This is a genomic window from Streptomyces sp. NBC_00287, from assembly GCF_036173105.1.
Classification (GTDB): Bacteria; Actinomycetota; Actinomycetes; order Streptomycetales; family Streptomycetaceae; genus Streptomyces.
The window spans coordinates 3040130-3066315 of the sequence record NZ_CP108053.1 but is presented as its reverse complement, the minus strand read 5'-3'; the positions used below and the strand labels follow the sequence as shown (position 1 = coordinate 3066315).

Below are 26186 nucleotides of genomic sequence, written 5' to 3'. Positions count from 1 at the left end.
CGCGCCGTCAGGTCCGCCGGGATCCCACGGGCAGCCGGGCGAGGTCGTTGCCCACGATCACGCGGCCCGAGTAGCCCTTGCTCGCCTTGGTGTGCCAGGTCGAGTCGGAGACGACGTTCGTGGCGCCGGGGACCAGGTGGCTCAGCACCAGCGTGCCCACGCCGGCGCGTTCGGCGAGCGGGCCCACCCGAGTCGCGTCCGTGTGGCTGATCTCCATGTGCCGCAGCTGCGCCGGCCTCAGCCCGCCCAGGGCCAGCGTGTCCAGGTCCATCACCTCGTGCACCAGCACGTCCGCGCCCCTGGCCAGCCGCGCCACGTTCGCGCACGGCGCGGTGTCGCCGCTGAACACCACCGAGCCGTCGGCGGTGTCGAAGCGGTAGGCGAAGGAGGGGAACACCGGCGGATGTTCGACGAGCACCGCGGTCACCCGGACCCGGTCGTCCCGCATCACCTCGAACGGCTCCATCGGCGGCGCCATCAACTTGCGCGGCCCCGCGCCCTTCGGCAGCGGAAAGCGCACGTCGTGCGGCCGGATCAGGGTGCGGATATCGGGCCAGCCCTCGCTGCGCATCCGTACGTTGATGTCGTACGCGGTGGCGGCGATGTGCCCGGCGATCAGGTCTTCCGTGCCGGGCGCGGGTTCCGACGGGCTGACGGTGCCGACCGATCGGCCCTTCGGCCAGACGGCGGGGAGGTTCCCGGCGGAACCCGGCCCGTAGACGTCTACCGGGCCCTCCAGCGGCTGGAACCCGCCGAATCGCAGCCACAACAGGGCGTACAGGTCCGACAGATGGTCGGAGTGCAGGTGGGTGACGAAGATCGCCGTGAGCTGTTCGGCCGTCAGCCATGCCTGCGCGTACCGGCCGAACGTGCCGGGGCCGCAGTCCACGAGGTAGACCCGGCCGTCGACGACCAGCGCGGACGCGATACCGGCGCGACCGTGCATGGGGACGGGGCCGCCGCTGGTGCCGAGCAGGATCAGCTCGGTGCCACGGCTCGACTGGGGCGCGGCGTGTGCGGGGGTGGGGAGCAGGGGGAGGGCGGCGGCAGTGGCTGCCGTGGTACGCAGAAGGGTGCGGCGGGTCGGGGCGGCGGGGGATGAGGCCATGGCGGATCCCGGGGTGGTGAGGGGGTTACGGCTGCGGGTACGCGATGGGGGCGCGTGTCAGGTGCTGTTGGTCTTCCGTTGCAGTGAACGGCGGCGACGCCGTCAGGGCTTTGGGCCGACAGCCCAAACTCCGGCCGCTGTTTGGGATGCGGGGCCCACTGCCTACGCTGCTGCCCCCAGCAGGCGGACGATCTCCAACGCCATCCGCAGCTCCAGCGCATCCTGCTCCAACGGCCGCCCCAGCAGCTCCATGGCCCGCCGCACCCGATACGTCACCGTGTTGCGCGCCACGAACAGCCGCTCGGCCGCCCCCTGTGGACTGCGCCCCTCGGCGAGATACACCCGCAGCGTCTCCCGCAGCTCCCGCACCCGCGGATCATCTGCCCCGAGCGCTCCCAGCACCCGCGCCGCGAACCATCGCGCATGCTCCGCGTCGGCCGTGAGCAGCGCCGCCGTGCTGATGTCGGCGTAGTCGCACAGCCAGCCCGTACGGCCGAGGCGGGCCACCCGCTCGGCTTCCCGGGCGCCACGGTGGCTGCGCCGGAAGCCCTCGGCGCCGTATCCCACGGGCCCCAGCGCCGCCCGCAGCGGTCTGCGCTCGGGGACCAGCGCGGGCAGCCCGGCCAGCGCGTCGCGGGGCGGCTCCGCCGACCAGCAGGCCCACGCCCACAGCTCGGTGGAGCCCGCCGACACGGCCAGCAGGCTCTCCCCGCCGGCCGCACGGCACAACTCGGCGGCGAGTTGCCGCAGTTCGTCGGCCGAGGTGTCCTGGGAGGGGGAGGTGACGATGAACGCCGCGTGGTGCCGGGCCAGTTCGTAGCCGAGGGTGCGCGCGGCGACCGCCCCGCCGATCAGCCGACCGGCCAGCAGGTCGTCCACCGTGCGGCGGCGGGCGGCCTCGGTGCTGCGCCGCCACCGGTCGCGCTCGGCGACGTACTCCTCGGCGAGCCGGCTGGACTGCAAGTCGGCGTAGACGAAGAGCAACTCGCTGATCCGGTGGACTTCCTGGGCGCGGATGTCCTCGGGCTCCTTGTCGAGCGCCTCCATCAGCCGTGCGTGCAGATAGGCATGGCCGAGCCGGACGCCGCGCAGCACCCGGTCCAACGGGACGTTGCGGCGGGCCAGTTCGGCGTTTGCGGCCACCGCCTCCGGTGTCACCAGCGAGCCGGTCGGCTCCGGTTCGGTGGCGAGTCCCCGCAGGGCCGTCAGGACGGTGGCCTCCACCGCCCGCTGGAACGGCGGGTACGCGCCGGGGGTGCCGTGCTCGGGCACCTGCCGCACGATGTGCGCCGCCATGTCCCGGGCCACCTCGACTGCCCAGCCGACCGGTCCAGGACCCAGGGGCCGTTCGGCCACGGCCAGCGTCTGCGGTGGACACGCCGGTTCCGGCGGCACCGCGGACGGCGCCAGACGCAGCAGCCACGAGGATCCCGAACCGGCGGTCACGCTCACCCGGCCAGTACAGCAGACGGCGCCCGGACCCGCGTCCCTCTCGTCACGACCGCGCCCCCGCAAGACCTCGCGACCGCAGCACCCTCCGCTCCAGCGGCGCGAACAGCAGCAGGTCCACGGCGATGCCGACCACCAGGATCTCCCCGATGGTGGCGAGGACCAGGGCCATGTCCTGGTAGGTGCGGGCGTTCTCCAGCAGCTGGCCGAGGCCGAGGCCCAACTCCGGGGAGCTGGCGATGAGTTCGGCCGCCATCAGGGACCGCCAGGAGAACGCCCAGCCCTGTTTGAGCCCGGCCAGGTAGCCGGGCAGCGCGGCGGGCAGCAGGACGTGCCGGAGCCGGGCGGGGCCGGTGGCGCCCAGCACCCGTCCGGCCCGCAGATACAGGGGCGGCACCTGGTCCACGCCCGCCAGCAGCCCGTTCGCGATGGACGGTACGGCGCCCAGCAGGACGACCGCGTAGATGGTGGCGTCGGTGAGCCCGAACCACACGACCGCCGCCGGTACCCACGCCACCGACGGCAGCGACTGGAGCCCCGACAGCACGGGACCGATCCCGGTCCGCAGCGACCGCACCGCGCCGAGCAGCAGTCCCAGCGCCGTGCCGATGACGACGGACGCCGCGAACCCGAGGGCGCCGCGCTGCATGCTCGTCCACACCGTGGAGAACAGCGTGCCCTCGTACCACTGGTCCGACAGCGCCCGCCACACGTCGGCCGGTGACGGCAGCAGGTAGTCCGGCTTGACCTCGGCTTCGTAGGCGAGCTGCCAGGCGAGCAGGACGAGAACGGCGGCGGCCACGGGTGGCAGTACCCGTTCCCGCAGGATCTGCCGCAGAGGTGTCCGGGCGGGGCCTACGGGTGCGCTGTCCAGCGCGTCGAGGCCGGCCTCGACGTCCGCGGTCTCCTGGACCTCTCGTACGCCCTTCCTGGTGGCGACCGTCTCACCGGCGCCCATGGCGGCGGATCTCCTCCCGCAGCGCGTCGGTGACCCGGGCCGTCAGCGCGGCCTCCGGGAGGTCGGAGTCGGTCCATTCGCGGGCGATGCGGCCGGGGCGGGAGGACAGCAGCACGATCCGCTCGCCGAGTCGGACCGCCTCGCGGACGTTGTGGGTGACGAAGACGACGGTGAGCTTGTTCTCCGACCAGATGCGGGTGAGCTCCTCGTGGAGCACGTCCCGGGTGATGGCATCGAGCGCGGCGAACGGCTCGTCCATCAGCAGCACATCGCCCTCCTGGGCGAGCGCGCGGGCCAGGGCGACGCGTTGGCGCATACCGCCTGATAATTCGTGGACGCGCTTGCCGTAGGCGTCCTTCAGCCGGACCAGTTCGAGGAGCCGACGGGCCTCGTCGGGCCGCTCGCGCCGGGGCACTCCGCGCAGCCGCAGGGCGAGTTCGACGTTCCGGCCCGCGGTGAGCCAGGGGAACAGGGCGTGGTCCTGGAACATCAGCGCGGGCCGTCGGCCGCCGGTGACCTCGATGGCGCCCGCGGACGGCCGGTCAAGTCCCGCCACCAGGTTGAGCAGGGTGGACTTGCCGCAGCCCGAGGCGCCGAGCACACAGACGAACTCCCCGCGGTCGACGGTCAGACTGATGTCGTCCAGGACCGTCTGGCGCCGCCCCCCGGTGTCGAACCACTTGGAGATGTGGGTGAGCCGTACGGCCGGCTCCCCCACCTCGGCCAGGGCGATCGGGCGGGCCGACGATACGGCCCGCAGCGCTGTTTCTGACATGGGATCAAATCCTTCGGGTTCAGGTGGTCTCAGTGGCTGCGACACCGAGCTCGGCGTCGTCCACGGCCGGTTCGTCCCGCTGGGCGAGGACCCGGTTGAGGAGGCGCAGATCGAAGATTCCGTCCAGGCCCGCACGGCTTCCGTCGAGCAGCCCGAGCCGGTCGGCCCGCTCCGCCTCCTCGGCGAGCGTCGCGGCGAGCGGATCGTCGGTGAGGCTCACATGCCGCCAGGCCGCGTCGAGGACGCCGGACTCCAGTGGCCGGCCGGTCACGGTCTCGATGGCGTCGTTGACGGCCGCCTTCCCTTCGGCGGGGCGGCTCTTCAGCCAGGCGTTGGTGCGTACCGAACCGCGCAGCACGGCCTCGACGACGTCCGGGTGGTCGGCGAGGAACGACGGGGACACCACCACCAAGGCGGTGACGAACGCGCCGTCGTCCCACAGGTCCGACTCGTCGAGGAGCACCCGTCCGCCGGCGGCGACGAGCTGCGCGGCCACCGGCTCCGGCACCCACGCTCCGTCGATCGTGCCCCGCCGGAAGCTGGTCGGGATCTCCTTGGACGACTGCCGTACCACCGTGACGTCACCGCGCCCGGTGCGCGGGTCCACCTCCCAGCCCTGCTCGCGGATCCAGTGCAGCAGCGCGACGTCCTGGGTGTTGCCCGCCTCCGGTGTCGCGATCCTGAGCCCCCGGACGTCGGTGCCGCGCACCTTCGCGTCGCCGTCGACGACCAGCGCGACCCCGCCCGAGGCGGCACCCGAGACGATCCGCAGTCCGCGCCCCTCGGACCGCAGATAGCCGTTGACGGCGGGCGACGGTCCCATCCACGCGATGTCCACGGCGCCCGCGTTGAGCGCCTCCAGCGCCGACGGGCCGCCGTTGAAGACCTGCGTGCGCAGCCGGGTGCCGCCCAGCTCGCGAGTGAAGTAGCCCTTCTGGACACCGGCCAGCGCGGTGGCGTGGGTGACGTTGGCGAAGTAGCCGACGGAGACCTCGTCCGCCGACAGCGGTGGTCCGGTGCCCACGGCCGGTGCCGCCGCCGCCCCCGGCGCCCGGGACCCGTAGCCGCAGCCCGCCGCCAGGAACAGCAGCAGGAGCAGCGCGAGGGCCGCGCGGAGCGGACGCCGGGAGCGGGGGAACGCCGGGCTGCGCTCAGACAGCCGCATCGGGGGGTCCCGGAGCGGTCGCGCCGAACATGCCCGCGGTCAGCGTGGCGCCGTCGGCCGGGTCGATCAGCACGAAGGAGCCGGTGCGCCGGCTGTCCTCGTACCGGTCGAACGCCAGCCGTTCGGCGGTGCGCAGGGCGACCTGGCCGATCTCGTTCAGGTCGAGCCGTCCCGGCCCGGGGATCCGGCGGACCACCGCGCGCACGGTGCGCGTGTTGTGCTTCAGGAGCACGTGGTCCCCGGGTTTGAGCGGCCGCTCGTGCAGATGGCACACGGCTGCTTCGACGTCCCGGGACACCGTCGGAAGCGCCGCCGCCGGGACGATCAGATCGCCTCGGGAGATGTCCAGGTCGTCGGCGAGCCGCAGCGCGCCGGACTGCGGCGAGCGGACCAGCTCGGCCGGGGCGCCCAGCACATCGATGCCGGTGACGGTGGTGGTGCGCCCCGACGGCAGCACGGTGACCCGGTCGCCGACCCGTAGCGCACCGGCGGCGACCTGACCGGCGTAGAGGCGGACGTCTCCGGAGCGGATGACGTACTGGACCGGGAACCGGGCGGGTCCGTCGGTCACCTCGTCCGCGACGGGGACGTTCTCCAGGTGCGCGAGGACGGTCGGGCCTTCGTACCAGTCCATGTGCGTGGACTTCTCGACGACGTTGTCACCGGCGAGCGCGGAGATCGGGATCGCGGTGACCTCGGGAATGCCGAGGCCGGTCGCGAGCCGGGTGAACTCCCCGGCGATGTCCACGAACACGGACTGCTCGTAGCCGACGAGGTCCATCTTGTTGACGGCGAGGACCACCTGCGGCACCCGCAGCAGCGCCGCGACGGCCGCGTGCCGCCGGGTCTGCTCGACCACCCCCTTGCGGGCGTCGACGAGGATCACGGTCAGCGTGGCCGTCGAGGCGCCGGTGACCATGTTGCGGGTGTACTGCACGTGGCCGGGGGTGTCGGCCAGGATGAACCGGCGCCTGGGGGTGGCGAAGTAGCGGTAGGCGACGTCGATGGTGATGCCCTGCTCGCGCTCGGCGCGCAGCCCGTCGGTGAGCAGGGCCAGGTCGGGGCCCTCGCCGGAGGACGCGCGGGCGACGGCCTCCAACTGGTCGGCGAGGACGGACTTCGAGTCGTGCAGCAGTCGTCCCACGAGGGTGGACTTGCCGTCGTCCACCGAGCCGGCGGTGGCCCAGCGGAGCAGGTCCGCCTCGGCCGCGGTCGCCTCGGACGGCAGGGCGGTGGCCATGGGGTTCACGCGTCCTTTCTGCGCGCCGGACCCGGCGGTCAGCCGGGACCTGGCTTCCTGGAAGATGCCGCGCACCATCAGCGCGGCGGTGGAATGGGAGGTGGAATGAGGGGGATGGCCGAGGGCCGTCAGGTCGGCGGTCACGTCAGAAGTACCCCTCGCGTTTGCGGTCCTCCATCGCGGCCTCCGACAGCCGGTCGTCGGCGCGGGTGGCGCCGCGCTCGGTGAGCCGGGAGGCGGTGATCTCGACGATCACCTCGTCGACCTCGGACGCCTCGGACAGCACGGCGCCGGTGCAGGACATGTCGCCGACGGTGCGGTAGCGCACCCGGCGCCTCTCCACCGGCTCGCCGTCCCGCGGGCCGCCCCAGCCGCCCGGCGCCAGCCACATCCCGGACCGCAGGAACACCTCCCGCTCGTGCGCGAAGTAGATGGACGGCAGCTCGATGCCCTCGCGGGCGATGTACTGCCACACGTCCAGCTCGGTCCAGTTGGACAGCGGAAAGATGCGCACATGCTCACCGGGCAGATGACGGCCGTTGTACAGCTGCCACAGCTCGGGCCGCTGGCGGCGCGGATCCCACGTACCGAACTCGTCCCGCAGGGAGAAGACCCGCTCCTTGGCCCGTGCCTTCTCCTCGTCGCGCCGCCCGCCGCCGAACACCGCGTCGAACCCGCCGCCGCTGATCGCCTCCAGCAGCGGCAGCGTCTGGAGCGGATTGCGGGTGCCGTCGGGGCGTTCGCGCAGCACACCCCGGTCGATGTAGTCCTGTACGGACGCCACATGGAGGGTGAGCCCATGTGCGGCCACCACACGGTCCCGGTAGGCGAGCACCTCCGGGAAGTTGTGCCCGGTGTCCACATGCAGCAGCACGAACGGCAGCGGCGCCGGTGCGAACGCCTTCAGCGCCAGATGCAGCATCACCACGGAGTCTTTGCCGCCGGAGAACAGCAGCACCGGCTTCTCGAACTCGCCGGCCACCTCCCGGAAGATGTACGCCGCCTCCGCCTCCAGGACGTCGGTGTGTCCGAGCCGGGCGGCAACCGTCGTCACAGCACCCCCCGTTGGGTCATCAGCGCGTGCACGGCGTTCACCGACTCGTCCACGGACTGGAGTTGGGTCTCCACCTTCGCGTCCGGGGTCTGCGGAGGCTCGTAGGGGTCGTCGATACCGGTGAGACCGGACAGCCGCCCGGCGCGGGCCTGCGCGTACAGGCCCTTCACATCGCGTACGGCACACACCTGGAGCGGCGTTGCGACATGCACCTCCAGATACGGGGTGGCGCTCGCCTCGTGCCGCTTGCGGACCGCCTCCCGGCTGTCGGCGTACGGCGCGATGACCGGGACCAGCACCAGGATGCCGTTGCGTGCCAGCACCTCGGCGACCAGGCCGATGCGCTGCACGTTGGTGTCCCGGTCCTCGCGGGTGAAGCCGAGGCCGGCGCTGAGGAAGGTGCGTATCTCGTCGCCGTCGAGCACTTCGACCCGCCGCCCTTCGCGGGTGAGGCGGCTTGCCAGTGCCTGGGCCAGCGTCGTCTTGCCGGAGCTGGGCAGCCCGGTCAGCCACACCGTGGCGCCCGGGGTCGGCGGGGTCCTCATGCGTTGCTCCTTGCCGCCGAAGCCGTGGTGCCGGCCATGGGGACGACACCGTGCGCGGCGAGCACGGAGAACCCGGCGGCGCACGCCTGGTCCAGCTCCGCGCGCTCGGCGTCGGGCAGGTCCCGCCAGGACGACGAGGGCGCGCCCACCTTGGCCGCGCACCGGCGCTCCCAGTCGCTGTCCACGAAGTCCGCGCCGAGGAACTCGCCGATGCGGTGCAGTGACTCCTCGGGCGCGGCGAGCAGGTCCTCGTACCAGATGTGCAGCACGTTCTCCTGCGGCAGCAGGGACATCGCCTCCATGCCGCGCTTCATCTCGTCGGCCCAGTACGTGCCGAACAGCGAGACCGGGAGCCGGTAGTCGCGCACGGCGTCCGCGTCGAAACGATCCGGCAGGAACGGCAGCAGCTCCTCCGGTACGAAGCCCAGGTCCCGTTCGACGTCCGGCGCGGGAGTCTCGGCGTACGGGTCGTGGCCGAGGGTGATGTGCAGTGCCATCACCACCGCCGCCATGCGGAAGCCGGTGTGCCGGCTCATCGACAGCGCGGTGTCCCGGCCGTCGCGCACGATGTGCAGATAGCGGGCGTCGGGGAAGTGCTCGCGGAACTGCCCGGCGAGGATCAGCGAGCCTCCGCTGCGCTCGGCCCACAGGGTCTTGCCGAAGCGGGTGCACAGCCAGGCGAACATGCGCCGGTAGTGCTCGCCGGCCCGGGCGTCCGGGAACTCAGCGACGGCCGCCCGCAGTTCGTCGTACAGCTCGTCGGGGGTGTCGGAGAGGTGGGGGAGGGTGGTCATCAGGACGGCCGGGATACCGGTGTCGGCCTGGAAGCGGGTGGTCGCCGAGGGGCGGTAGAGGACTTCCCTGGGGGCCAGGCCGTGGGCGCCCAGCAGTCGGTTGACGGCGTTGCGGGAGGAGAGGACGTCCCAGAACTCCGCTGCCGTGAGGGGGCCTTCGGGGAAGACCCGGGCGGTGATCCGGTACATGTCCGTGAGGTGGTTGAAGAGCTCGGACAGGCTGAGGGCCTGCGGGTGCTCGCGCAGCAGCTCGGAGACCAGGGTCGAGCCGCAGCGTCCGGTGCCGGTGACGAAGACCTGGCCCGGTGAGGTGAGGGTGGGCATGGCGCAGCTGTTCCTTCCGTGCGTCCTAGGGGCGGTGTCCGTGGGTCGTGCGGGAAGGTGTTCCGGGCGAGCCGACGGAGTGCGGTCCGTCGGTGCCCCGGCCGGTGTCAGGACCGGCGCAGCAGGGCCGCGTACAGCGTGAGGCCGGGGCCGAAGGCCATGGCGACCACCGGTCCTTCGGTGCGGGGCAGGCGCTCGAGGACCATCAGGACGGTGGGCGAGGAGCAGTTGCCGCACTCGTCGAGGACGCCGTAGGAGGCGTCGAGTGCGCCGGCGGGCAGTTCGAGCCGCTCGCCGACGACCTCGAGGATGCGCTTGCCGCCCGGGTGCACGGCCCAGCCGGTGACCTCCTCGGGCTTGAGCCCGTGCGGGGCGAGCAACTGGTCGCGGACCACCTCGCCGACGTGCTGCGCGAGTACGTCGGGCACCCTCGGCGAGAGGCCCATCTTGAAGCCGAGGTCGGTGATCTGCCAGCTCATGAGGTCGGCGGTGCTGTGGTCAGTGACCGCGACGACGTCGATGACCTCGTAGCCGGAGCCGGCGTCGGGCTCCAGGACGACGGCCGCGGCGGCGTCGGCGAACAGCGCGTGCGCCACGATCTGTTCGATGTCCTGGCTGGGCGGCTGGACGTGCAGCGAGGTCAGCTCCAGGCAGAGCAGCACCGCGGGCCGGCCGCGCGAGGCGACGAAGTCGGAGACGGCGCCGAGTGAGGGGACGGCGGCGTAGCAGCCCATGTGGCCGATGAACAGCCGCTGGACCTTGCTGCTCATGCCCAGCTCGTCCGCGAGCCGTAAGTCGAGGCCGGGCGTGGTGTAGCCGGTACAGGAGGCGACGGCCAGCATGCCCACGTCCGACGGGGCCAGGCCCGCGGACTCCAGGGCCGCGGAGACGGTGCGCTTGCCCAGCGGCACGGCCTCCTCGATGTAGCGCTCCATGCGCCGTCCGGTGCTCCAGCCGGACACTTCCCGCTCGGCGCGCGGGTCCACGGCCGTGGAGCGGGAGCTGATTCCGGAATTCTCGAATATCCGGCGCGCCAGCGGGAAGCCGTCGTAGTGCTCCAGGAAGAATTCCTTCCAGAGGTCGTCCTGGCTGGTCCGGGTATCCGGAAAGGAATGCGAGGACCCGGTGATGACGGGGCGCGCGGCGGCGCGCATCCCATGGCGGGCAGGGGCGATTTTCTCTTCGAGATGCATGCGTGTTTCCCTTGGCTTTCGGGCGAATTAAAGGAGGGAATCGTGCGTGCTGATGGAAGCCGACCCGGGCCTCTTTGCGCAGGTCGGACTGTCCAAGTGAACATGCGCCAAAGCGGGCGCATGGAAGATGGAAAGAAGAGTGGTCAGACTCTCCCCCGTACGATCCGGATGCCGATCCGGTGACCTCAGTCAAACACGGGAGATCCGGTGGAATCAAATATTCCAGGGTAAATTTCCTCGCCGGTAACATTGCGCGGCGCAAAAACGTCGGCCTGCCTCCGGGTAAACCCGGAAGGCAGGCCGACGTCGTGTTATTCGGTCCGGCTCTGATGTCTGGAATCAAGTCCTGGGTAATTCAGCCAGAGCCGGCATTGATTTCGGTCAGTGGCCGCGCGGGTTCGGTGCGGGCCGGCTTGTGCAGCCGTGCGCCCTCGATGTCCAGATCGGGCAGCAGCCGGTCCAGACCGCGTGGCAGCCACCAGGCGCCGCGCCCCACCATCGCCAGGATCGCCGGGACCAGGGTCATCCGTACGACGAAGGCGTCCACCAGCACGCCGAACGCCAGTGAGAACGCGATGGGTTTGACGATGGCGTCCTCCGTCGTCACGAAGCTGGCGAAGACGAAGAACATGATGAGCGCCGCCGCCGTCACCACCCGCGAGGCCTGTCCGGCCCCGTCGATCACCGCGTCCCTGGCCCGGCCGGTGCGCACCCACTCCTCGCGCATGCTGGACACCAGGAAGACCTCGTAGTCCATGGCGAGTCCGAAGAGCACCGCCATCAGCACGATCGGCAGGAAGCTGACGACGGGTCCGGTCCTGGCCACGTCCAGCGCGTCGGCGAGCCACCCCCACTGGAACACGGCCACGACCGCGCCGAAGGACGCCCCGACCGACAGCAGGAAGCCGATGGTCGCCTTGACGGGCACGACCAGCGAACGGAACACCAGCAGCAGCAGGATGAGGCAGAGCCCGACGACCACCGCCGCGAACGGCAGCAGTGACGCGCTCAGCCGGTCGGAGACGTCGATCCCGATCGCCGTGGTGCCGGTGACGGACACGGCGGCGCCGGTCTCCCGCTCGATGACGGCCGCGTCGCCGCGGATGGCGTCGACCAGGTCCTGCGTCGACTCGTCCTGCGGTCCGCCCTCGGGCACGACCTGGATCACCGCCCGCCCGGACTCCGGCGCGTACTGCGGCTGACCGACCTTGACCACGCCCGGCAGCTCCTGCAGCCGTCCGGCCACCGCGGCCGCCTGCTGCTGACCGGCCTGCCCCGGGGTGTCCGCCTCGGCGAGCACGAGCAGCGGCCCGTTGAAGCCGGGCCCGAACGCCTCGTCGACGGTGTCGTACGTCTCGCGCTGTGACGTCCCGTGCGCCGCCGTGCCGTTGTCGGGCAGCGCGAGCCGCAGATCGGCGGCGGGGAGCGCCAGGGTCACCAGGGCTGCGACGGTGCCGACGACGACGAGCAGCGGGCGCCGGGTGACGAGCCGGGCCCAGCGCTGCCCCATGACGGAAGCCTTTGCTGCGGGCTCCTCCGTGGCTTCTCCCGTGGGTTCTTCCGTGGGTTCATCCGTGGCTTTTTCCGTACCCCCCGCAGGAACCTCCCCGGAGGCAACCGCCGCCCGCCGCGCGGCCCGTGATCCCGGACGTGGCGCGAGCCGTGCCCCCGCAAGGCCGAACAGCGCCGGCAGCAGCGTCACCGCGACCAGCACGGCGATGAGCACCGCCGCCGCCGCGCTCAGACCCATGACCGTCAGGAACGGGATACGCACCACGACCAGCCCGACCAGCGCGATGACGACCGTCGTCCCGGCGAAGACCACCGCGCTGCCCGCCGTGCCGACCGCCCGTCCCGCCGACTCGCGCGGTTCCATTCCCTGGGCGAGCTGTGTCCGGTGCCGGGACAGCACGAAGAGCGCGTAGTCGATGCCCACCGCAAGCCCGAGCATCAGCGCGAGGCTCAGCGCGGTCGACGACACCGTCACCCCCGAGGACAGCGCCAGCAGCCCGGCGAGCCCGGTGCCGATGCCGACGAAGGCGGTCAGCAGCGGCATCCCGGCGGCGAGCAGCGAACCGAAGGTGAGGGCGAGCACCGCCAACGCGACCACGACACCGAGCAGTTCGAGGACGCTGGGGGTGAGCACGCCGTTGCCGTACGCCTGACCGCCGACGGAGACATCGAGACCCGCCTCCTCGGCGGCCTTGGTGGTCTCCTCCAGCGAGTCGAGCGTGCCGTCGTCCAGGTCGGAGCGGCTGACGTCGTAGTTGACCTGGGCGAGTGCGGTGCGTCCGTCGGGGGTCACCGTGCCCGCCTTGTCGGGCGGGATCACCACGGCGACCTGCGGGGCGTCCTGCGCGGCGGCCAGGGTCCGCTGGATACCCTGCGTGGCCCCTGGATCGCTGACCTTGGCGCCCTCGGGCGCGGTGAACACGATTTGAGCGCTGGTGCCCGCGGCGGCCGGGAAGTCCTTGGCCATCGTGTCCTGCGCCGTCTGGGATTCGGAGCCGGGAATCGTGAACTCGTTGTCGAGCTTGCCGCCCACGACGAGCAGCGCGCAGACGGCGCCGGTCAGCACGGCGAGCCAGGCCGCCAGGACGAGCCGCCGATGGCGGTAGGCGCCGAGACCGAGCCGATAGAGCCAAGTCGCCACGGAGATGCTCCTCGTGCAGTAGTTGCCAGTGCGGTGGGGGGAGTGGGGGTGAGGGGAGTGGGGTGGGGGAGTGGGCAGGGTCAGGCCTTCACGGTCGTACTGCCTCCCGCCAGCTCCAGGCGAAGCCCGTCGGCGGTGACGTCGAGCCGTTCCGGCTCCAGGTCGAGGGGCAGCCCTGACAGATCGACCTCCTGTGGGGCGTCCCCGAGCAGTTGCCCGGCGAGGGCATCGGGGAGGACGCGTTCGCCGACGTGCACGGCGGTGCGCTCGAACCGGATGCCCTCCTGCTCGAGGACAGGCCGGAAACCGACGGAGATCCGTCCGGCCGGCCCGGCGTGCACGACCAGTTCGCCCGTTTCCTGATCGGTGGTGACCGCCGCGATGTTCAGCCCGCCCCCGGTCATAGTGGCGACGGCACCGGCCAGGGCCGTGTCCGTCAGTTCGGCGCTGACCTGGGTGTCGGCCACCGACAGTCCGTCGCCGGTGCGGACCACATCGGCGAGTTCGGCGTGCAGGTCCACCCCGGAGAACCGGCGGAACGTCGCGCCCTCACCGGAGACCTCCACGCGGGGGAAGGACCCCCGGGCCAGTTGCAGCATCACCGGTGTCGGTCCGAAGCCCACGTCAAGGCCGGTGTGCAGGCGCTCCTCCATGCGGTCCGCGAGCCGGTCGGCCGCCTGATGACGGGCCACCGCCTCGACGGCACCCCCGGTGACCAGCACGGCGCCGACCACGCCCAGGGTGATCAGGCGGGCCCTGCGGGAGATCCGCCCGCGGAGCACACGCCCCCTCCGAAAAAGTGTCATGGCTGACAGCATACAGAACCTGTCATGACTGACAGATTCTGGACCGTCGGTTTTTCGCCTGAGATACTCCGCACATGGCAACCCTCGATACCTCCCCCGCGGAGCCACGCGGGCGTCGCGAGGCGCACAAGGCGGCGACCCGCAAGGCCCTTCAGGAGGCCGCCCACCGCATGTTCGAGGAGCGTGGTTACGCGCAGACCACGGTGCGGGACATCGCGGCGGCTGCCGGAGTCACCGAGCGGACCTTCTTCCGCTACTTCCCCTCCAAGGAGGACCTGGTCCTCGACGAGGTCCTCGACCTCATCCCGGTCATGCGGGCCCATGTCGTCGCCCGACCCGCCGGTGAGGACCCCTATGTCGCCGTCCTGGGCGCCTGTCTCGACCTCATCGCCGACGGCGCCCCCGGTCTGATGTTCAGTGGGCCGCCGCAGCGCTTTCCCGGTCAGCCGGTGCGCCAGTTCCTGCCGGTGCTCAGCCAGTTCGAGGACGGTCTCGCCGACGCCCTGCGGGAGCGGCTCGCCGAGCATGATCCCGACATGGCCACGCCGCTGCGTGCGGCCGTGCTGGCCCGGGCCGCCGTCGGCGCGATGCGCTCCGCGCTGTTCGCATACGCCGGTCTGCCGGAGGAGGAACGCACGCCCGCCGTGGCGCACGAGCTGCTGGCTTCCGCGTTCGAGTGCCTCCGGGAGCCGTGAGCCGCGCGATACCCGGCCATCAGGTCGCCGCAGGCCCATTGCCCAGGCAAACCGACCATGAGTAGCCTATGTTCGTCATTCCGATCGGCTGTTGAAATTTCGAACACAGCCCTACAGGCCAAAAGGGAGGGGACCGGACGTGGGACGCCTAGTACCTGCCGTGACCCGGGCTCTCGACATCCTCGAGCTCTTCCTCGACGGGGACGGCACACTCTCCGCCCCCGACATCGTGCGCAAGCTGCAGCTCCCGCGCACCACCGTGCACGAACTCGTCACCACGCTCGCCGCCCGGTCCTACATCGTCCCGGTGCCGGGGCAGCCGGGCCGCTATCGGCTGGGCGTACGGCCGTACCAGCTCGGCAGCCGGTACGCCGAACAGCTCGACCTCGCCGCCGAGGGCCAGCAGGTGGCCCGGTCGGTCGCCGAGACCTGTGACGAGACCGTACACGTGGCGATCCTCGAAGGCACCGACGTCATCTACATCGCCAAGGTCGACTCCACGCATGCCGTGCGCATGGTGTCGGCGGCCGGCCGTCGTCTGCCCGCCCACTGCACCTCCGTCGGCAAGATGCTGCTGGCGTCCCTGCCGGAGCCGGAACTCACCTCGCGCATCCCGGACGAGACCGAGCTGGTCGCGATGACCCCCAACAGCATCACCGACCCGGCCGTTCTGCGCGAGGCCCTCGCCGAGATCCGCCAGCGCGGGATCGCCGTGGAGAGCCGCGAGTCCAACCCGGACGTCTCCTGCGTCGCCGCCCCGGTACGGGACCGCACCGGCCGGGTGGTCGCCGCCCTCTCCATCTCCGTGCCGATGATCCGCTGGAGCGAGGAGCGCAAGACGGAACTGGAGCAGCTCGCCGCCAAGGGCGCCGCCGAACTCTCCGAGCGGCTCGGCCACCGGAGCGTGGCATGACCTATGAGGTAGCGGTACGGGCGGAGGCGACCCTCGGCGAGGGGCCCACCTGGGATCCGGCGACCGGGCGGCTGATCTGGATCGACATCCTCGGGTCCCGGATCCACTCCTACGACCCGTCCTCCTGCCGTCGCGCCACCCGTACGACCGACCAGCACATCGGCGCGGTCAAGCCCCGCGCGAACGGCGGCCTCGTCCTCAACCTCCGCGACGGCGTCGCGGTCCTCGACCCCGACGAGATCCCCGACGGCTCCTTCCGCTGGCTCCATCACGACCCCGTCCCGGGCCGCCGCGCCAACGACGCCGCCGTCGCCCCCGACGGCTCCCTGTGGGCCGGCACCATGCGCTACGACGAGGCCCCGGGCGGCGGCACGCTGTCCCGGATCACCGGGGACGGTGCGATCGTCTCGGTCCTGGACGACGTCGCCGTCAGCAACGGCACCGGCTGGAGCCCCGACGGCCGCCTCATGTACTACATCGACTCGCCCACGCGGCGCGTCGACGTCTTCGACCACGAGGGCGGCAGTGTCACCAACCGCCGTCCCTTCGCCGAGATCGAAGCCGGCGCCGGCTTCCCCGACGGCCTCACCGTCGACGCCGACGGTTGTGTGTGGGTGGCGTTGTGGGACGGAGGGGCGGTACGGCGCTACACACCCGCCGGTGACTTGGACCGGGTCATCACCCTCCCCACCCCCCGGATCACGGCCTGCACCTTCGGCGGCCCGGACCTGACCGACCTCTACATCACGACGGCACGGGTGGGCCTGGAAGCCCCGCATCCGGTGGCGGGCTCGCTGCTGGTGGTGCCGGGGGCGGGCAAGGGGCTCGCTCAGCCGCCCTTCGCCGGGTGACTACTGCAACCCCGCCCGCTTCAACTCGTCAGCAGTCAAGGGCGGCTCGGTCAAACTCGGCTTCAACGGGCCCACCACCGCCGCCAACAGCACCGACGGAGTCATCAGGACCTCCGCCCGCCGCTCCAGTGACGTCACGTCCGTGACGCGGCGGGCGATCCGTCCGTTGCCCGTGGCTGTGTACATCAGCCGGTCAACGTAGGCGGCGACCAGACGGTCTCGGAGCGTGGGACCCTTCTCCGTCGCGCCCGGGTAGAACACGTCCTGGCTGATGGCCAGGTCCCAGGCCGCGCCGACCGGCCGGGCGACCGCCTTCTGGACACGACGGGACAGCCTGGGCGCTCCCCAGCCGTGACGCTGTGTCAGCTTCCGCAGGAGCAGCGCGCTCTGGGCGGCGACGGACAGGCCATGGCCGTAGATCGGGTTGTACGCGGCCACCGCGTCGCCGAGCACGATGAAGTTCTCCGGCCAGGCCGGCATCCGCTCGTAGAAATGGCGGCGGTTGACGGTGGCGCGGGTGAACGCCACGTCGGACAGCGGCTGGGCCTGCCGCAGGAGGTCGCCGATCAGGGGGTGGCGCAGTTCCTCGCTGGCGAAGCGGAGGAAGTCGTCGTTCGCCGGGGAGGGTTCGCCGCCTCGGGTGCCGTTCACGGTGACGATCCAGCGGCCGTGCTCGATGGGCAGCAGGAAGCCCGCCCGGCCCGGTCCGCCGGCGTGCGGGTCGGGCTGCACGTTGATGACAGGGAAGCCGTCCCGAGCCTGCTCGGGGGCGAGATAGAGCCGGCTCGCGTAGGCCAGGCCGGAGTCGACCTCGCGCCGCTGAGGCGCGGGCAGCCCGAGCTCCGTCAGCCACCGGGGTGCTGCGGAACCCCGGCCGGTGGCGTCGACGACCAGGCCCGCCTCGATGGTCCGTTCCCGGCCGTCCCGCTCGCGTACCCGGACCCCGGTGACGGTCCCCGAACTGCCCGCGAGCCCCAGGACTTCGGTGCCCCCGAGCACCTCGATCCGCCCGTCCGCGAGGACCTGCGCGCGGATCGTCGCGTCGAGCAGGTCCCGCCCGGCCAGGATCACATGGTGGGACTCGGGCCAGCGCCGGAACCAGCCTTGCGACGACAGAGCGACCACGTCCGTGGTGACCGGCGACCGTCGTGCCCCGGCGTCACGGAGCAGACCGGTGACGCCCGGCAGCAGTCGCTCCAGGGCCTGTGCACCACCCGACCACAGCATGTGGGCGTGCCGGGCCTGCGGCAGCCCCTTGCGCGACTCGGGGCCCGCGGGCAGCACATCGCGTTCGACAACGACGACCCGGTCGGCGCAGTCGGCCAGCGCCCGTGCCGCGAGCATGCCCGTGTGGGATCCCCCCAGGACTACGGCGACTCTTGCGGTGGAGGGTCGTTCACTCATGGGCGGACATGCTCTCTGCCGGGACGGCCGCGCGGGCGCGGACCGCCTTGATCTCGTCGGGCTCGCGCAGGGCCTGGGACACGGCCTGGATCTCCTGCAGCAGATATGTGGTGTCGGGGTCCCCGGGACCCTCGCTCTCCGGGCAGTGACGCTTGGTCTCGAGCGCGTCCAGGATCGTCACGGCGGCAGCGAGGGCCTGTGCCCGGCCGGGCTCGGAACCGAGGGCGAGGGCCGCGTCGTGGGACCGGACGCGCAGGTCCTCGTCGAGGAACCGGGACAGCTGCAGGAGCGCGTCGCGGATGAAGGTCTCCCGGCGGATCAGCCGCATCTCGGGGGTGGCGCGCAGGGCGAGTGGCTCGCGGCTGCCCGCGACGGTTCGCATCAGCCGGGCGAGAGGCTTGAGCTTCCGGTGCCGACGGCGGACCCGCCAGCGCTCCTGGAGGTACTGCCCGGCATGCGGGACGATGAAGCCGGTCGCGACCAGCGTGGCGGCGATGCACGCCGCAGACGGGGCGATGTTGGTATTCAGCCAGTCCAGGTCGTGGCCGGTCCAACGGGCCACCACGGCCGTGAGCTTGGCGGCGCTGAAGAGCAGGTTCGTTGCGTAGCCGACCCCCAGGAACCTCAGGCCCCAGCGCAGCCAGGCGTCGAGGCCGTCGGTGCGGATCCAGTTCCAGATGAGGCGGGCCGTGACCGAGCAGGCCACGGTGTGCGCGATCAGGTAGAGGAGGATCTCCTCGCGCATGAACGGGGTGGTGGCGTAGTACGTGTCCAGGTCCCGGGTCTGCTCCACGGGCACGTCGGCGAGCGCGAACAGCACCCACAGGGCGACGACGATGCCCGCGTAGACGGACACCACCCACCGGGTCGCGCGGCGGGTCTGCGCACGGCGGTCGCTGCGGCCGTTGCGCCAGTGGACGACCAGCAGCAGCCAGGACGCGGACAGTGCGGTGAGCAGGGAGTACACCCAGGGTGCCGCGATGTTCGGCACGCCGGTGACCCGGTTGGTCCAGGCGATCGTGCTCGGGGCCGCGAAGACGAACACCGCGCAGGCGAACAGCAGCAGGCCACCGACGGCGCGCAGCATCGGGTCCCGCCACAGCTTGAGGATGCTGGGCAGTTTGATGGCCAGGGCCGCGGACAGGACCACGGTGGGCAGCCAGAAGGAGATGTACAGCCCGCTGAAGAGGTTGCCCGCCGCGAGCGAACCGGCGTTCGTCACCGCTCCGTACCTCTGCGTCCGCGGTAACCCATGGACCGCTCCAGCGGGTTGAGGGACATACGGTCGCCCCGGCCCGAGAGGTAGGGGTGGAACGCCGCCGCCAGCCGGTGCCCAAAGTCGTCCGCCTCCGCCTCGTCCGTCGCGCGTGAGCCGTCGCGCGCCGCCACCGTGAGGGCGACGTCGTCCCAGCCCGGCCGCCCGGCGAAGGCGTGTGCGGCGGCCGTGCCGATGCCATGGTGATGCCGGTGCCCGGCGTGCAGATGCCACAACTCATGGCCAAGGATGACCAGTTGCTGCACAGCCTCGGCGCGCTCCTCGACGATGACCAGGTCGAAGTCCTGGAACTCCACCCATAGGCCGGTTACTTCGATTTCGTCGGGGAACCGCTCGAAGCGCAGCTCGATGGGCCGCCCGCCGCGGCGCAGGGTCACCTCCTCGCACAGCGCTCGGCACACCTCGTGCACCCCGGCCGGGGGAGTGGGCCTGGCCCGCAGTGCGGAGTTCAGCTCGCGCGCCAGCCGGCGCATCGCGGAGCCGGTTCTCGCGCGCCGCAGCGCCGCGGCGACCCGCCCCGCCCTCTTGCGCGCGATGTCCATCGGTCCCCCTTCTCGCCGCCGCACGGCGGCCTGTCCGAGCGTACGCGGCCGGAACTGGCGAAGTCATGCGGTCCGGCCACCCGTTGTTCAACCGAGAACCACCGATCGCGAACCCCCGCGGCCTGAAAGCGCCTTGAAATTCCTGCGCAACCCATTGACTGGAAAGCGCTTCCTATCTACGGTCCCGTTCGAAGTTACGGGCGCCTTTCGAAATACCGAACCACCGAACCTCTTCTCCGACTGTAAGGGCAGGCAATGGGACGACCTGACCTGAATCGCAGGCAACTGCTCGCCGCCGCGGGCGGTTTGGCCGTCGCCGGAAGCTTCGGCTTCGCTGCGCTCGGGAGCGGTGCCGACGCACTCGCCTCCGGCGCGGACACCCGGGTGCGCTACTGGAATCTCTTCAGTGGCGGCGACGGCGCCAACATGATCGCGATGCTGGACGCCTTCCGTAAGGAGCACCCCGACATCGCGGTGAAGGACTCCACGCTCCAGTGGGGCAACCCCTTCTACACCAAGCTGGCCATGGCCGCCGCCGGCAACCGCGCCCCCGAGCTCGGCGTCATGCACGTCGGCCGGGTCGCCGGGTTCTCGCCGGGCCGGCTCCTCGACCCGTGGGACGTCGATCTGCTCGCCGAGTACGGCGTACGGCAGGAGGACTTCAACCCCGCGCTGTGGGGCCGCGGTGTCATCGACGGCAAGCTCTACGCCCTGCCGCTCGACATCCACGTCCAGCTCTGCTTCTACCGCAAGGACGTGCTGAAGAAGGCGGATCTGCTCGGCGAGGACGGCCGGATGATCCCGGTCACCTCCACCGACGAGTGGTTCGACGTCCTGAAGAGGGCCAAGGCGGTCCAGAAGAAGGGCCTGCAGACCATCGGCCTGTGGACCAACGACCAGAACTTCCAGTGGTGGTTCTTCGTCGCCTTCTACACCCAGCTCGGCGGCCAGTGGTTCAACGACGACAACACCGAGGTCCTCTTCGACGCCGACAAGGCCACCCAGGTACTGGAGTTCCTCCGGCAGCACGTCACCGACGGCTATGTCATCCCCGGCGCCCCCACCGGCGAGCAGTTCATCAACGGCGCCCCCTTCACCTGGGAGGGCAACTGGTCGGTGCCGGTCTTCTCTGGCGCGCAGCTTGACTACGGCGCGACCCCGCTGCCCGCCGTCTTCGGCAAGCAGGCCACCCACGCCGAGTCGCACGCCTTCGTCCTGCCCCACCAGGCAGGCCGCGGCGGCGCCACCAACGAGGCCGCGCACCAACTCGCCGCGTACGTCGTCCAGCACGCCCAGCAGTGGGCGGCCGGCGGCCACATCCCCGCGTACACGCCGACGCTCGCCACGGACGCGTACCGGGAGCTCACCCCGCAGAACGAGTACGTGAGCGCCATGGACCACCAGGCCACCGAGCCGAAGGTGTGGTTCGCGGGCTCCACCGGCGTCCTCGCCCAGGACCTCGGCCCGGTCGTCGTCTCCTCGACGATGGGCTCCGCCAAGCCCGACGCCGTCGCCCGGCGGATGAAGGACCGGCTCACCAAGCTCCTCGCCTCGAAGAACCCGATGGACGGCAGTACCGCCGCGCAGGGAGGTGCGGCCGCATGATGGCGACCAGCGCTCAGACCGTCGTAGCACCGGCGCGGGCGAAGACCGCCGCCGCGAGTGCCACCGTCCGCCGCAAGCAGGGCTTCCAGCACGGGGGTTGGTTCATCGCCCCGTTCCTGGCCCTGTTCGCCCTGTTCGTGATCTGGCCGCTGCTGCGCGGCGTCTACCTCAGCTTCACGGACGCCAACATCTCCGGCGAGGGCGCGAGCTTCGTCGGCCTCGACAACTACCGCGAGGCCCTGAACGACTCCGCGATGTGGGACGCGCTGGGCCACAGCGCCTACTTCACGCTGCTCGTGGTGCCCTGCATCACGGTCCTCGCCTTCCTGCTCGCGATGCTCGCGCACAACATCGAACGCGGCAAATGGCTGTGGCGGCTGTGCTTCTTCGCGCCGTTCCTGCTGCCGTCGACGGTCGCGGCCAACATGTGGCAGTGGCTGTTCACCCAGGGGATCGGCCTGTTCAACGAGACCTTCGGGCTGACCACACCCTGGCTGACCGACAAGTCGTACGCCATGCTCGCCATCGTCATCACCACCCTGTGGTGGACGGTCGGCTTCAGCTTCCTGCTGTATCTCGCGGCGCTCCAGGGCATCCCCGACCACCTGTACGAGGCCGCCAAGCTGGACGGTGCCAACGCCTGGCACCGCATCATCCACATCACGCTGCCGATGCTGCGCAACATCACAGGACTGGTGATCGCGCTCCAGATCCTCGCCTCGCTCCAACTCTTCGACCAGGCCGTGGTGATGATGGACTTCAGCCCAGGACCGGAGCTCAGCACCAGGTCGTTCGTGCAGTACACCCTCGAACAGGGCTTCACCAGCTACCGCGTGGGCTACGCCTCCGCGATGTCCATCATCTTCTTCGTGATCATCGCCGCCGTCGCCCTCGCGCGGATGGCACTGCTGCGCAACCGTGAGGAGGGCACCCGATGAGCACTGCTCAGATCCGGGTCAAGTCCCGCAAGCCCTGGACCCCCAGCCAGATCGTCCTCACCCTGATCGGCGTCGCCGTCTCCGCCGTCTTCATGGCGCCGATCGCCGCGGCCCTGTTCACCTCGCTCAAGTCCGAGGCCGAGGCCGCCGAGATCCCGCCGCACTGGCTGCCGGAGGTCTGGACGACCCAGGCGTGGAAGTCGCTGTGGGAGACCGGCAACGTCACCAACTGGTTCGTCAACTCCCTGGTCGTCTCGGTCTGCGTCACCACCATCGTCCTGGTCGTCAGCGCGCTCGCCGGATACGGCTTCGCCCGCACCGAGTTCCGCGGCAAGAACGTCCTGCTGGGCCTGGTGATGACGGGCCTGATGATCTCCCCGGCGGTCCTCGGCGTCCCCCTGTTCACCACGGTCCAGCAGATGGGGATGGTCGACACCTACTGGGGCATGATCCTGCCGCAGTGCGCGCCCGCCGCGATGGTCTACATCCTCTACAAGTTCTTCCAGGGCATCCCGCGCGAGCTGGAGGAGGCGGCCTTCATCGACGGCGCGGGCCGCTGGCGGGTCTTCTTCACCATCGTCATCCCGCTCGCCCGCCCCTCGCTCGCGGCGGTCGGCATCTTCACCTTCATCGCCTCGTGGAACAACTTCCTGTGGCCCTACATGGTGACCAACAACCCCGACCTGATGACCATGCCGAACGGCATCGCGACCGTCATGAACTCCTACGGCATCCAGTGGGCCCAGCTCATGGCCGGCGGCTTGATGGCGGGCCTGCCTCTCATCGTCGTCTTCGTCTTCTTCCAGCGACAGATCGTGGCGGGCGTCGCCCACACGGGATTGGCGGGACAGTGACCCTGCGCAGAACCCTCACCGCCGTCGCGACGGCGGCCGTCATGGCCCTGCTGCCCAACGCGGCACAGGCGGCGGAGAGTTACCCCGACCCCCGGCCGATCACCGGCCAGCAGATCATCCACGACCCGACCGTCATCCACCTCAAGTCCGGCGGCTACGTCGCCTATTCGACCGGCGGCATCATCGGCGCCCGCCTCTCGAAGGACGGCAAGCAGTGGGACGACTCGGGCAACGCCTTCGCCGAGCCGCCGAGTTGGTGGTACGAGTACAACAACACCGGCGACCCCTGGGCCCCGGACATCTCCTACCGCGCGGGCAAGTACTGGCTGTACTACGCGGTATCGAGTTGGGGCACCAACCACTCCGCGATAGGCGTGGCCACGTCCTCCTCCGGCCTCCCCGGCACCTGGACCGACCACGGCAAGGTCTTCAGCTCCGAGCGGACCGACCACTGGAACGCCATCGACCCCGCCCTGATCAAGGCGGACGGCAAGCTGTGGATGTCGTTCGGCTCGTACTGGACGGGCATCCGGATGGTGGAGCTGAACCCCGCTACCGGCAAGGCAGTTGAGGACACCACCGTCCACCACCTGGCCACCCGCCCGGACGTGCCGTACGCCGTCGAGGGCCCCTACATCGTCAAACACGGCCGCCACTACTACCTCTTCGCCTCCTACGACGCCTGCTGCTCGGGCGTGAACTCCACCTACAAGATCAAGGTGGGCCGCTCGACGGACATCAAGGGCCCCTACGTGGACAGCACGGGCAAGCCAATGCTCGAGGGCGGCGGCGACCTCCTCCTGGAGGGCCACGGCCGCTTCATCGGCACGGGCGGCCAGTCGGTCTTCAAGGACAAGGGCGAGGACTGGCTGGCGTACCACTACTACGACGCAGAGGACAACGGCACGCCGAAGCTGGGCCTGAACAGGCTCGGCTGGTCGCGTGACGGTTGGCCTGTTCTCAAGTGACACCTGCTGGGAAGGACCACATGAGCTCCACCGCCCGTTTCACCCTCGACCCCGCATTCACCGTCGGTGAGGTCAACCCCCGACTCTTCGGATCCTTCGTGGAACACCTCGGCCGCTGCGTATACACCGGCATCTTCGAGCCCGGTCACCCCGCCGCGGACGAGGCCGGCATCCGCCAGGACGTCCTCGACCTCGTCCGCGAACTCGGCGTCACTGCCATCCGCTACCCCGGCGGAAACTTCGTCTCGGGCTACAAGTGGGAGGATTCCATCGGCCCCGCCGAAGACCGCCCCCGTCGCCTCGACCTGTCCTGGCACTCCACGGAGTCCAACCGCTTCGGCCTCTCCGAGTACATCGCCTTCCTCAGGAAGATCGGCCCCCAGGCCGAACCCATGATGGCCGTGAACCTCGGTACCCGAGGCGTCGCCGAGGCCATCGAGCTCCAGGAATACGCCAACCACCCGGCCGGCACCGCCCTCTCCGAACTCCGTGTGCAGCACGGCGACAAGGACCCCTTCGGCATCCGGCTCTGGTGTCTCGGCAACGAGATGGACGGCCCCTGGCAGACCGGCCACAAGACGGCCGAGGAGTACGGCCGTATCGCCGCCGAGACGGCAAGGGCGATGCGCCAGATCGACCCGACCGTCGAACTCGTCGCCTGCGGCAGCTCCGGCCAGTCGATGGAGACCTTCGCCGAATGGGAGGCGACGGTCCTCAAGGAGACGTACGACCTCGTCGACTACATCTCCCTGCACGCCTACTACGAGCCCATCGACGGCGACATCGACTCCTTCCTCGCCTCCGCCGTCGACATGGAGTCCTTCATCGAGAACGTGGTCGCCACTTGCGACCACATCGGCGCCAGGCTGAAGTCGAAGAAGAAGATCAACCTCTCCTTCGACGAGTGGAACGTCTGGTACCTGTCCCGCTGGCAGGAGCAGGCGACGACGTTCGAGCAGGACGACTGGCCCGAGGCGCCCCGCCTGCTGGAGGACAACTACAGCGTCACCGACGCCGTCGTCTTCGGCTCGCTCCTGATCGCCCTGCTCCGGCACGCGGACCGCGTCACGGTCGCCTGTCTCGCGCAGCTCGTGAACGTCATCGCCCCGATCATGACCGAGCCCGGCGGCCCGGCCTGGCGGCAGACGACGTTCTTCCCCTTCGCCGAGGCCGCCCGCTACGGCCAGGGCCAGGTCCTCGACGTACGGGTGGACTCGCCGACGTACGAGACGAAGAAGTACGGCGAGGCCGATCTGCTGCACGCCACCGCCGTACGCGCCGAGGACGGCACGGTCACCGTGTTCGCGGTGAACCGCAGCCGCACCGAGGCGCTGCCCCTCGAAGTCGCCCTGAACGGATTGGACTTGACGCGGGTCGTCGAGCACAGCGCGCTCGCCGACGCCGACCCGGACGCCCGCAACACCCTCGACGAGCCCGAGCGGGTCACCCCGCACCCGGTGGAGGGCACGGAACTGACGGAGGGCCGCCTGACCGCCGTACTGGAGCCACTGTCCTGGAACGTGATCCGGCTGGGGTGACAATGGTCGTATGAGGATCTCGGCACGGGCGGACTACGCGGTACGAGCGGTATTGGAGCTCGCCGTGCATCACGACGGCGACCCGGTGAAGGCGGAGGCCATCGCCACCGTGCAGGACATTCCGCACAAGTTCCTGGAGGGCATCCTCGGCGACCTCCGCCGCGCCGGTCTGGTCGACAGCCGGCGCGGCGGCAACGGCGGCTACCGGCTGGCCCGGGACGCCTCGGCGATCACGGTCGCCGATGTGATCCGGGCCGTCGACGGCCCCATCGTCTCCGTGCGCGGCGTCCGCCCGACCGGGCTCTCCTACGCCGGTTCGGCCGAGCCGCTGCTCCCGCTGTGGATCGCGCTGCGCGCCAATGTCCGCCGGATCCTCGAGGGCGTCACCATCGCGGACATCGCGGGCGGCGCGCTGCCCGAGTCCGTACAGCTGCTGGCCGCGGAACCCGCCGCCTGGGAAAACCCTTAGAGCCTTTTCTCAGCTCGCACTCAGCTTGATCCCCTAGCGTCCCGTCCCGTCCATTCCTACTCACCCGGT

24 protein-coding genes are annotated in these 26186 nt (G+C 70.8%); 9 read left to right on the top strand and 15 right to left on the bottom strand.

What is annotated here, in order from left to right:
- Window positions 1-7: 7 nt before the first annotated feature.
- From OHT76_RS14030 to OHT76_RS13975, 12 genes are all read right to left on the bottom strand, one after another.
- Entirely contained in the window at window positions 8-1108 is a 1101-nt protein-coding gene (locus OHT76_RS14030; protein ID WP_328871152.1) for an MBL fold metallo-hydrolase, read from the bottom strand.
- Window positions 1109-1270: 162 nt separating this feature from the next.
- On the bottom strand, window positions 1271-2560 hold the full coding sequence (locus OHT76_RS14025; protein ID WP_328871151.1) for a PucR family transcriptional regulator: 1290 nt from the start codon (window positions 2558-2560) through the stop codon (window positions 1271-1273).
- Between the two features lie 43 nt (window positions 2561-2603).
- On the bottom strand, window positions 2604-3515 hold the full coding sequence (locus tag OHT76_RS14020) for an ABC transporter permease (RefSeq protein ID WP_328871150.1): 912 nt from the start codon (window positions 3513-3515) through the stop codon (window positions 2604-2606).
- Window positions 3502-4290 carry an ABC transporter ATP-binding protein gene (locus tag OHT76_RS14015; RefSeq protein WP_328871149.1) on the bottom strand — a complete coding sequence of 263 codons (789 nt, stop codon included), beginning with the start codon at window positions 4288-4290 and terminating at the stop codon, window positions 3502-3504. Before OHT76_RS14015 ends, OHT76_RS14020 begins: the two co-directional genes overlap by 14 nt.
- A gap of 19 nt (window positions 4291-4309) precedes the next feature.
- Window positions 4310-5455: an ABC transporter substrate-binding protein gene (locus OHT76_RS14010; protein ID WP_328871148.1), complete on the bottom strand. Its 1146-nt coding sequence runs from the start codon at window positions 5453-5455 to the stop codon at window positions 4310-4312.
- The gene (locus OHT76_RS14005; protein ID WP_328876526.1) at window positions 5442-6695 is read right to left on the bottom strand and encodes a sulfate adenylyltransferase subunit 1; all 1254 of its coding nucleotides are present in this window, start codon (window positions 6693-6695) and stop codon (window positions 5442-5444) included. The genes OHT76_RS14010 and OHT76_RS14005 overlap by 14 nt, the downstream gene beginning before the upstream one ends.
- Window positions 6696-6840: 145 nt before the next feature.
- Window positions 6841-7749: a sulfate adenylyltransferase subunit CysD gene (cysD, locus tag OHT76_RS14000; RefSeq protein WP_328871147.1), complete on the bottom strand. Its 909-nt coding sequence runs from the start codon at window positions 7747-7749 to the stop codon at window positions 6841-6843.
- Window positions 7746-8294, bottom strand: coding sequence for an adenylyl-sulfate kinase (gene cysC, locus OHT76_RS13995; protein ID WP_328871146.1), 549 nt, complete (start codon window positions 8292-8294; stop codon window positions 7746-7748). Before cysC ends, cysD begins: the two co-directional genes overlap by 4 nt.
- Window positions 8291-9412 (bottom strand): sulfotransferase family protein, encoded by a 1122-nt coding sequence (locus OHT76_RS13990; protein ID WP_328871145.1) that lies wholly within the window; start codon window positions 9410-9412, stop codon window positions 8291-8293. The genes cysC and OHT76_RS13990 overlap by 4 nt, the downstream gene beginning before the upstream one ends.
- A 107-nt stretch (window positions 9413-9519) precedes the next feature.
- Window positions 9520-10605, bottom strand: a complete 1086-nt coding sequence (locus tag OHT76_RS13985; RefSeq protein WP_328871144.1) for a type III polyketide synthase — start codon at window positions 10603-10605, stop codon at window positions 9520-9522.
- Window positions 10606-10960: 355 nt separating this feature from the next.
- On the bottom strand, window positions 10961-13258 hold the full coding sequence (locus tag OHT76_RS13980) for an MMPL family transporter (RefSeq protein ID WP_328871143.1): 2298 nt from the start codon (window positions 13256-13258) through the stop codon (window positions 10961-10963).
- An 80-nt stretch (window positions 13259-13338) separates the two neighbouring features.
- On the bottom strand, window positions 13339-14064 hold the full coding sequence (locus OHT76_RS13975; RefSeq protein ID WP_328871142.1) for an LmeA family phospholipid-binding protein: 726 nt from the start codon (window positions 14062-14064) through the stop codon (window positions 13339-13341).
- Between the two features lie 74 nt (window positions 14065-14138).
- On the opposite strand from OHT76_RS13975, the gene OHT76_RS13970 reads away from it, so the two are divergent.
- The 3 genes from OHT76_RS13970 (at window position 14139) to OHT76_RS13960 (ending at window position 16523) form a co-directional block, all read left to right on the top strand.
- The gene (locus tag OHT76_RS13970; RefSeq protein ID WP_328871141.1) at window positions 14139-14759 is read left to right on the top strand and encodes a TetR family transcriptional regulator; all 621 of its coding nucleotides are present in this window, start codon (window positions 14139-14141) and stop codon (window positions 14757-14759) included.
- 139 nt (window positions 14760-14898) lie between these two features.
- Complete coding sequence (locus OHT76_RS13965) at window positions 14899-15672, top strand: IclR family transcriptional regulator (protein ID WP_328871140.1); 774 nt, start codon at window positions 14899-14901, stop codon at window positions 15670-15672.
- Window positions 15669-16523 carry an SMP-30/gluconolactonase/LRE family protein gene (locus OHT76_RS13960; protein ID WP_328871139.1) on the top strand — a complete coding sequence of 285 codons (855 nt, stop codon included), beginning with the start codon at window positions 15669-15671 and terminating at the stop codon, window positions 16521-16523. The genes OHT76_RS13965 and OHT76_RS13960 overlap by 4 nt, the downstream gene beginning before the upstream one ends.
- On the opposite strand, the gene OHT76_RS13955 is transcribed toward OHT76_RS13960, so the two are convergent.
- The 3 genes from OHT76_RS13955 to OHT76_RS13945 are packed head-to-tail and all read right to left on the bottom strand — an operon-like array spanning window position 16524 to window position 19745.
- Complete coding sequence (locus OHT76_RS13955; RefSeq protein ID WP_328871138.1) at window positions 16524-17927, bottom strand: NAD(P)/FAD-dependent oxidoreductase; 1404 nt, start codon at window positions 17925-17927, stop codon at window positions 16524-16526.
- Window positions 17920-19149 (bottom strand): MAB_1171c family putative transporter, encoded by a 1230-nt coding sequence (locus OHT76_RS13950; RefSeq protein WP_328871137.1) that lies wholly within the window; start codon window positions 19147-19149, stop codon window positions 17920-17922. The genes OHT76_RS13955 and OHT76_RS13950 overlap by 8 nt, the downstream gene beginning before the upstream one ends.
- Window positions 19146-19745: a toxin-antitoxin system, toxin component family protein gene (locus tag OHT76_RS13945; RefSeq protein ID WP_328871136.1), complete on the bottom strand. Its 600-nt coding sequence runs from the start codon at window positions 19743-19745 to the stop codon at window positions 19146-19148. Before OHT76_RS13945 ends, OHT76_RS13950 begins: the two co-directional genes overlap by 4 nt.
- A 255-nt stretch (window positions 19746-20000) precedes the next feature.
- Here OHT76_RS13945 and OHT76_RS13940 point away from each other — a divergent pair, with 255 nt between their 5' ends.
- The 6 genes from OHT76_RS13940 to OHT76_RS13915 are packed head-to-tail and all read left to right on the top strand — an operon-like array spanning window position 20001 to window position 26117.
- Entirely contained in the window at window positions 20001-21350 is a 1350-nt protein-coding gene (locus OHT76_RS13940; protein ID WP_328871135.1) for an extracellular solute-binding protein, read from the top strand.
- The gene (locus OHT76_RS13935; RefSeq protein ID WP_328871134.1) at window positions 21347-22288 is read left to right on the top strand and encodes a carbohydrate ABC transporter permease; all 942 of its coding nucleotides are present in this window, start codon (window positions 21347-21349) and stop codon (window positions 22286-22288) included. Before OHT76_RS13940 ends, OHT76_RS13935 begins: the two co-directional genes overlap by 4 nt.
- A complete protein-coding gene (locus OHT76_RS13930; protein WP_328871133.1) occupies window positions 22285-23142 on the top strand; it encodes a carbohydrate ABC transporter permease in 858 nt (285 codons plus the stop codon). The genes OHT76_RS13935 and OHT76_RS13930 overlap by 4 nt, the downstream gene beginning before the upstream one ends.
- Before the next feature lie 41 nt (window positions 23143-23183).
- Complete coding sequence (locus OHT76_RS13925) at window positions 23184-24110, top strand: arabinan endo-1,5-alpha-L-arabinosidase (RefSeq protein WP_443049915.1); 927 nt, start codon at window positions 23184-23186, stop codon at window positions 24108-24110.
- A gap of 20 nt (window positions 24111-24130) precedes the next feature.
- On the top strand, window positions 24131-25648 hold the full coding sequence (gene arfA, locus OHT76_RS13920; protein ID WP_328871131.1) for an arabinosylfuranosidase ArfA: 1518 nt from the start codon (window positions 24131-24133) through the stop codon (window positions 25646-25648).
- Between the two features lie 10 nt (window positions 25649-25658).
- On the top strand, window positions 25659-26117 hold the full coding sequence (locus OHT76_RS13915; protein ID WP_328871130.1) for an RrF2 family transcriptional regulator: 459 nt from the start codon (window positions 25659-25661) through the stop codon (window positions 26115-26117).
- The last annotated feature ends 69 nt before the right edge of the window (window positions 26118-26186 follow it).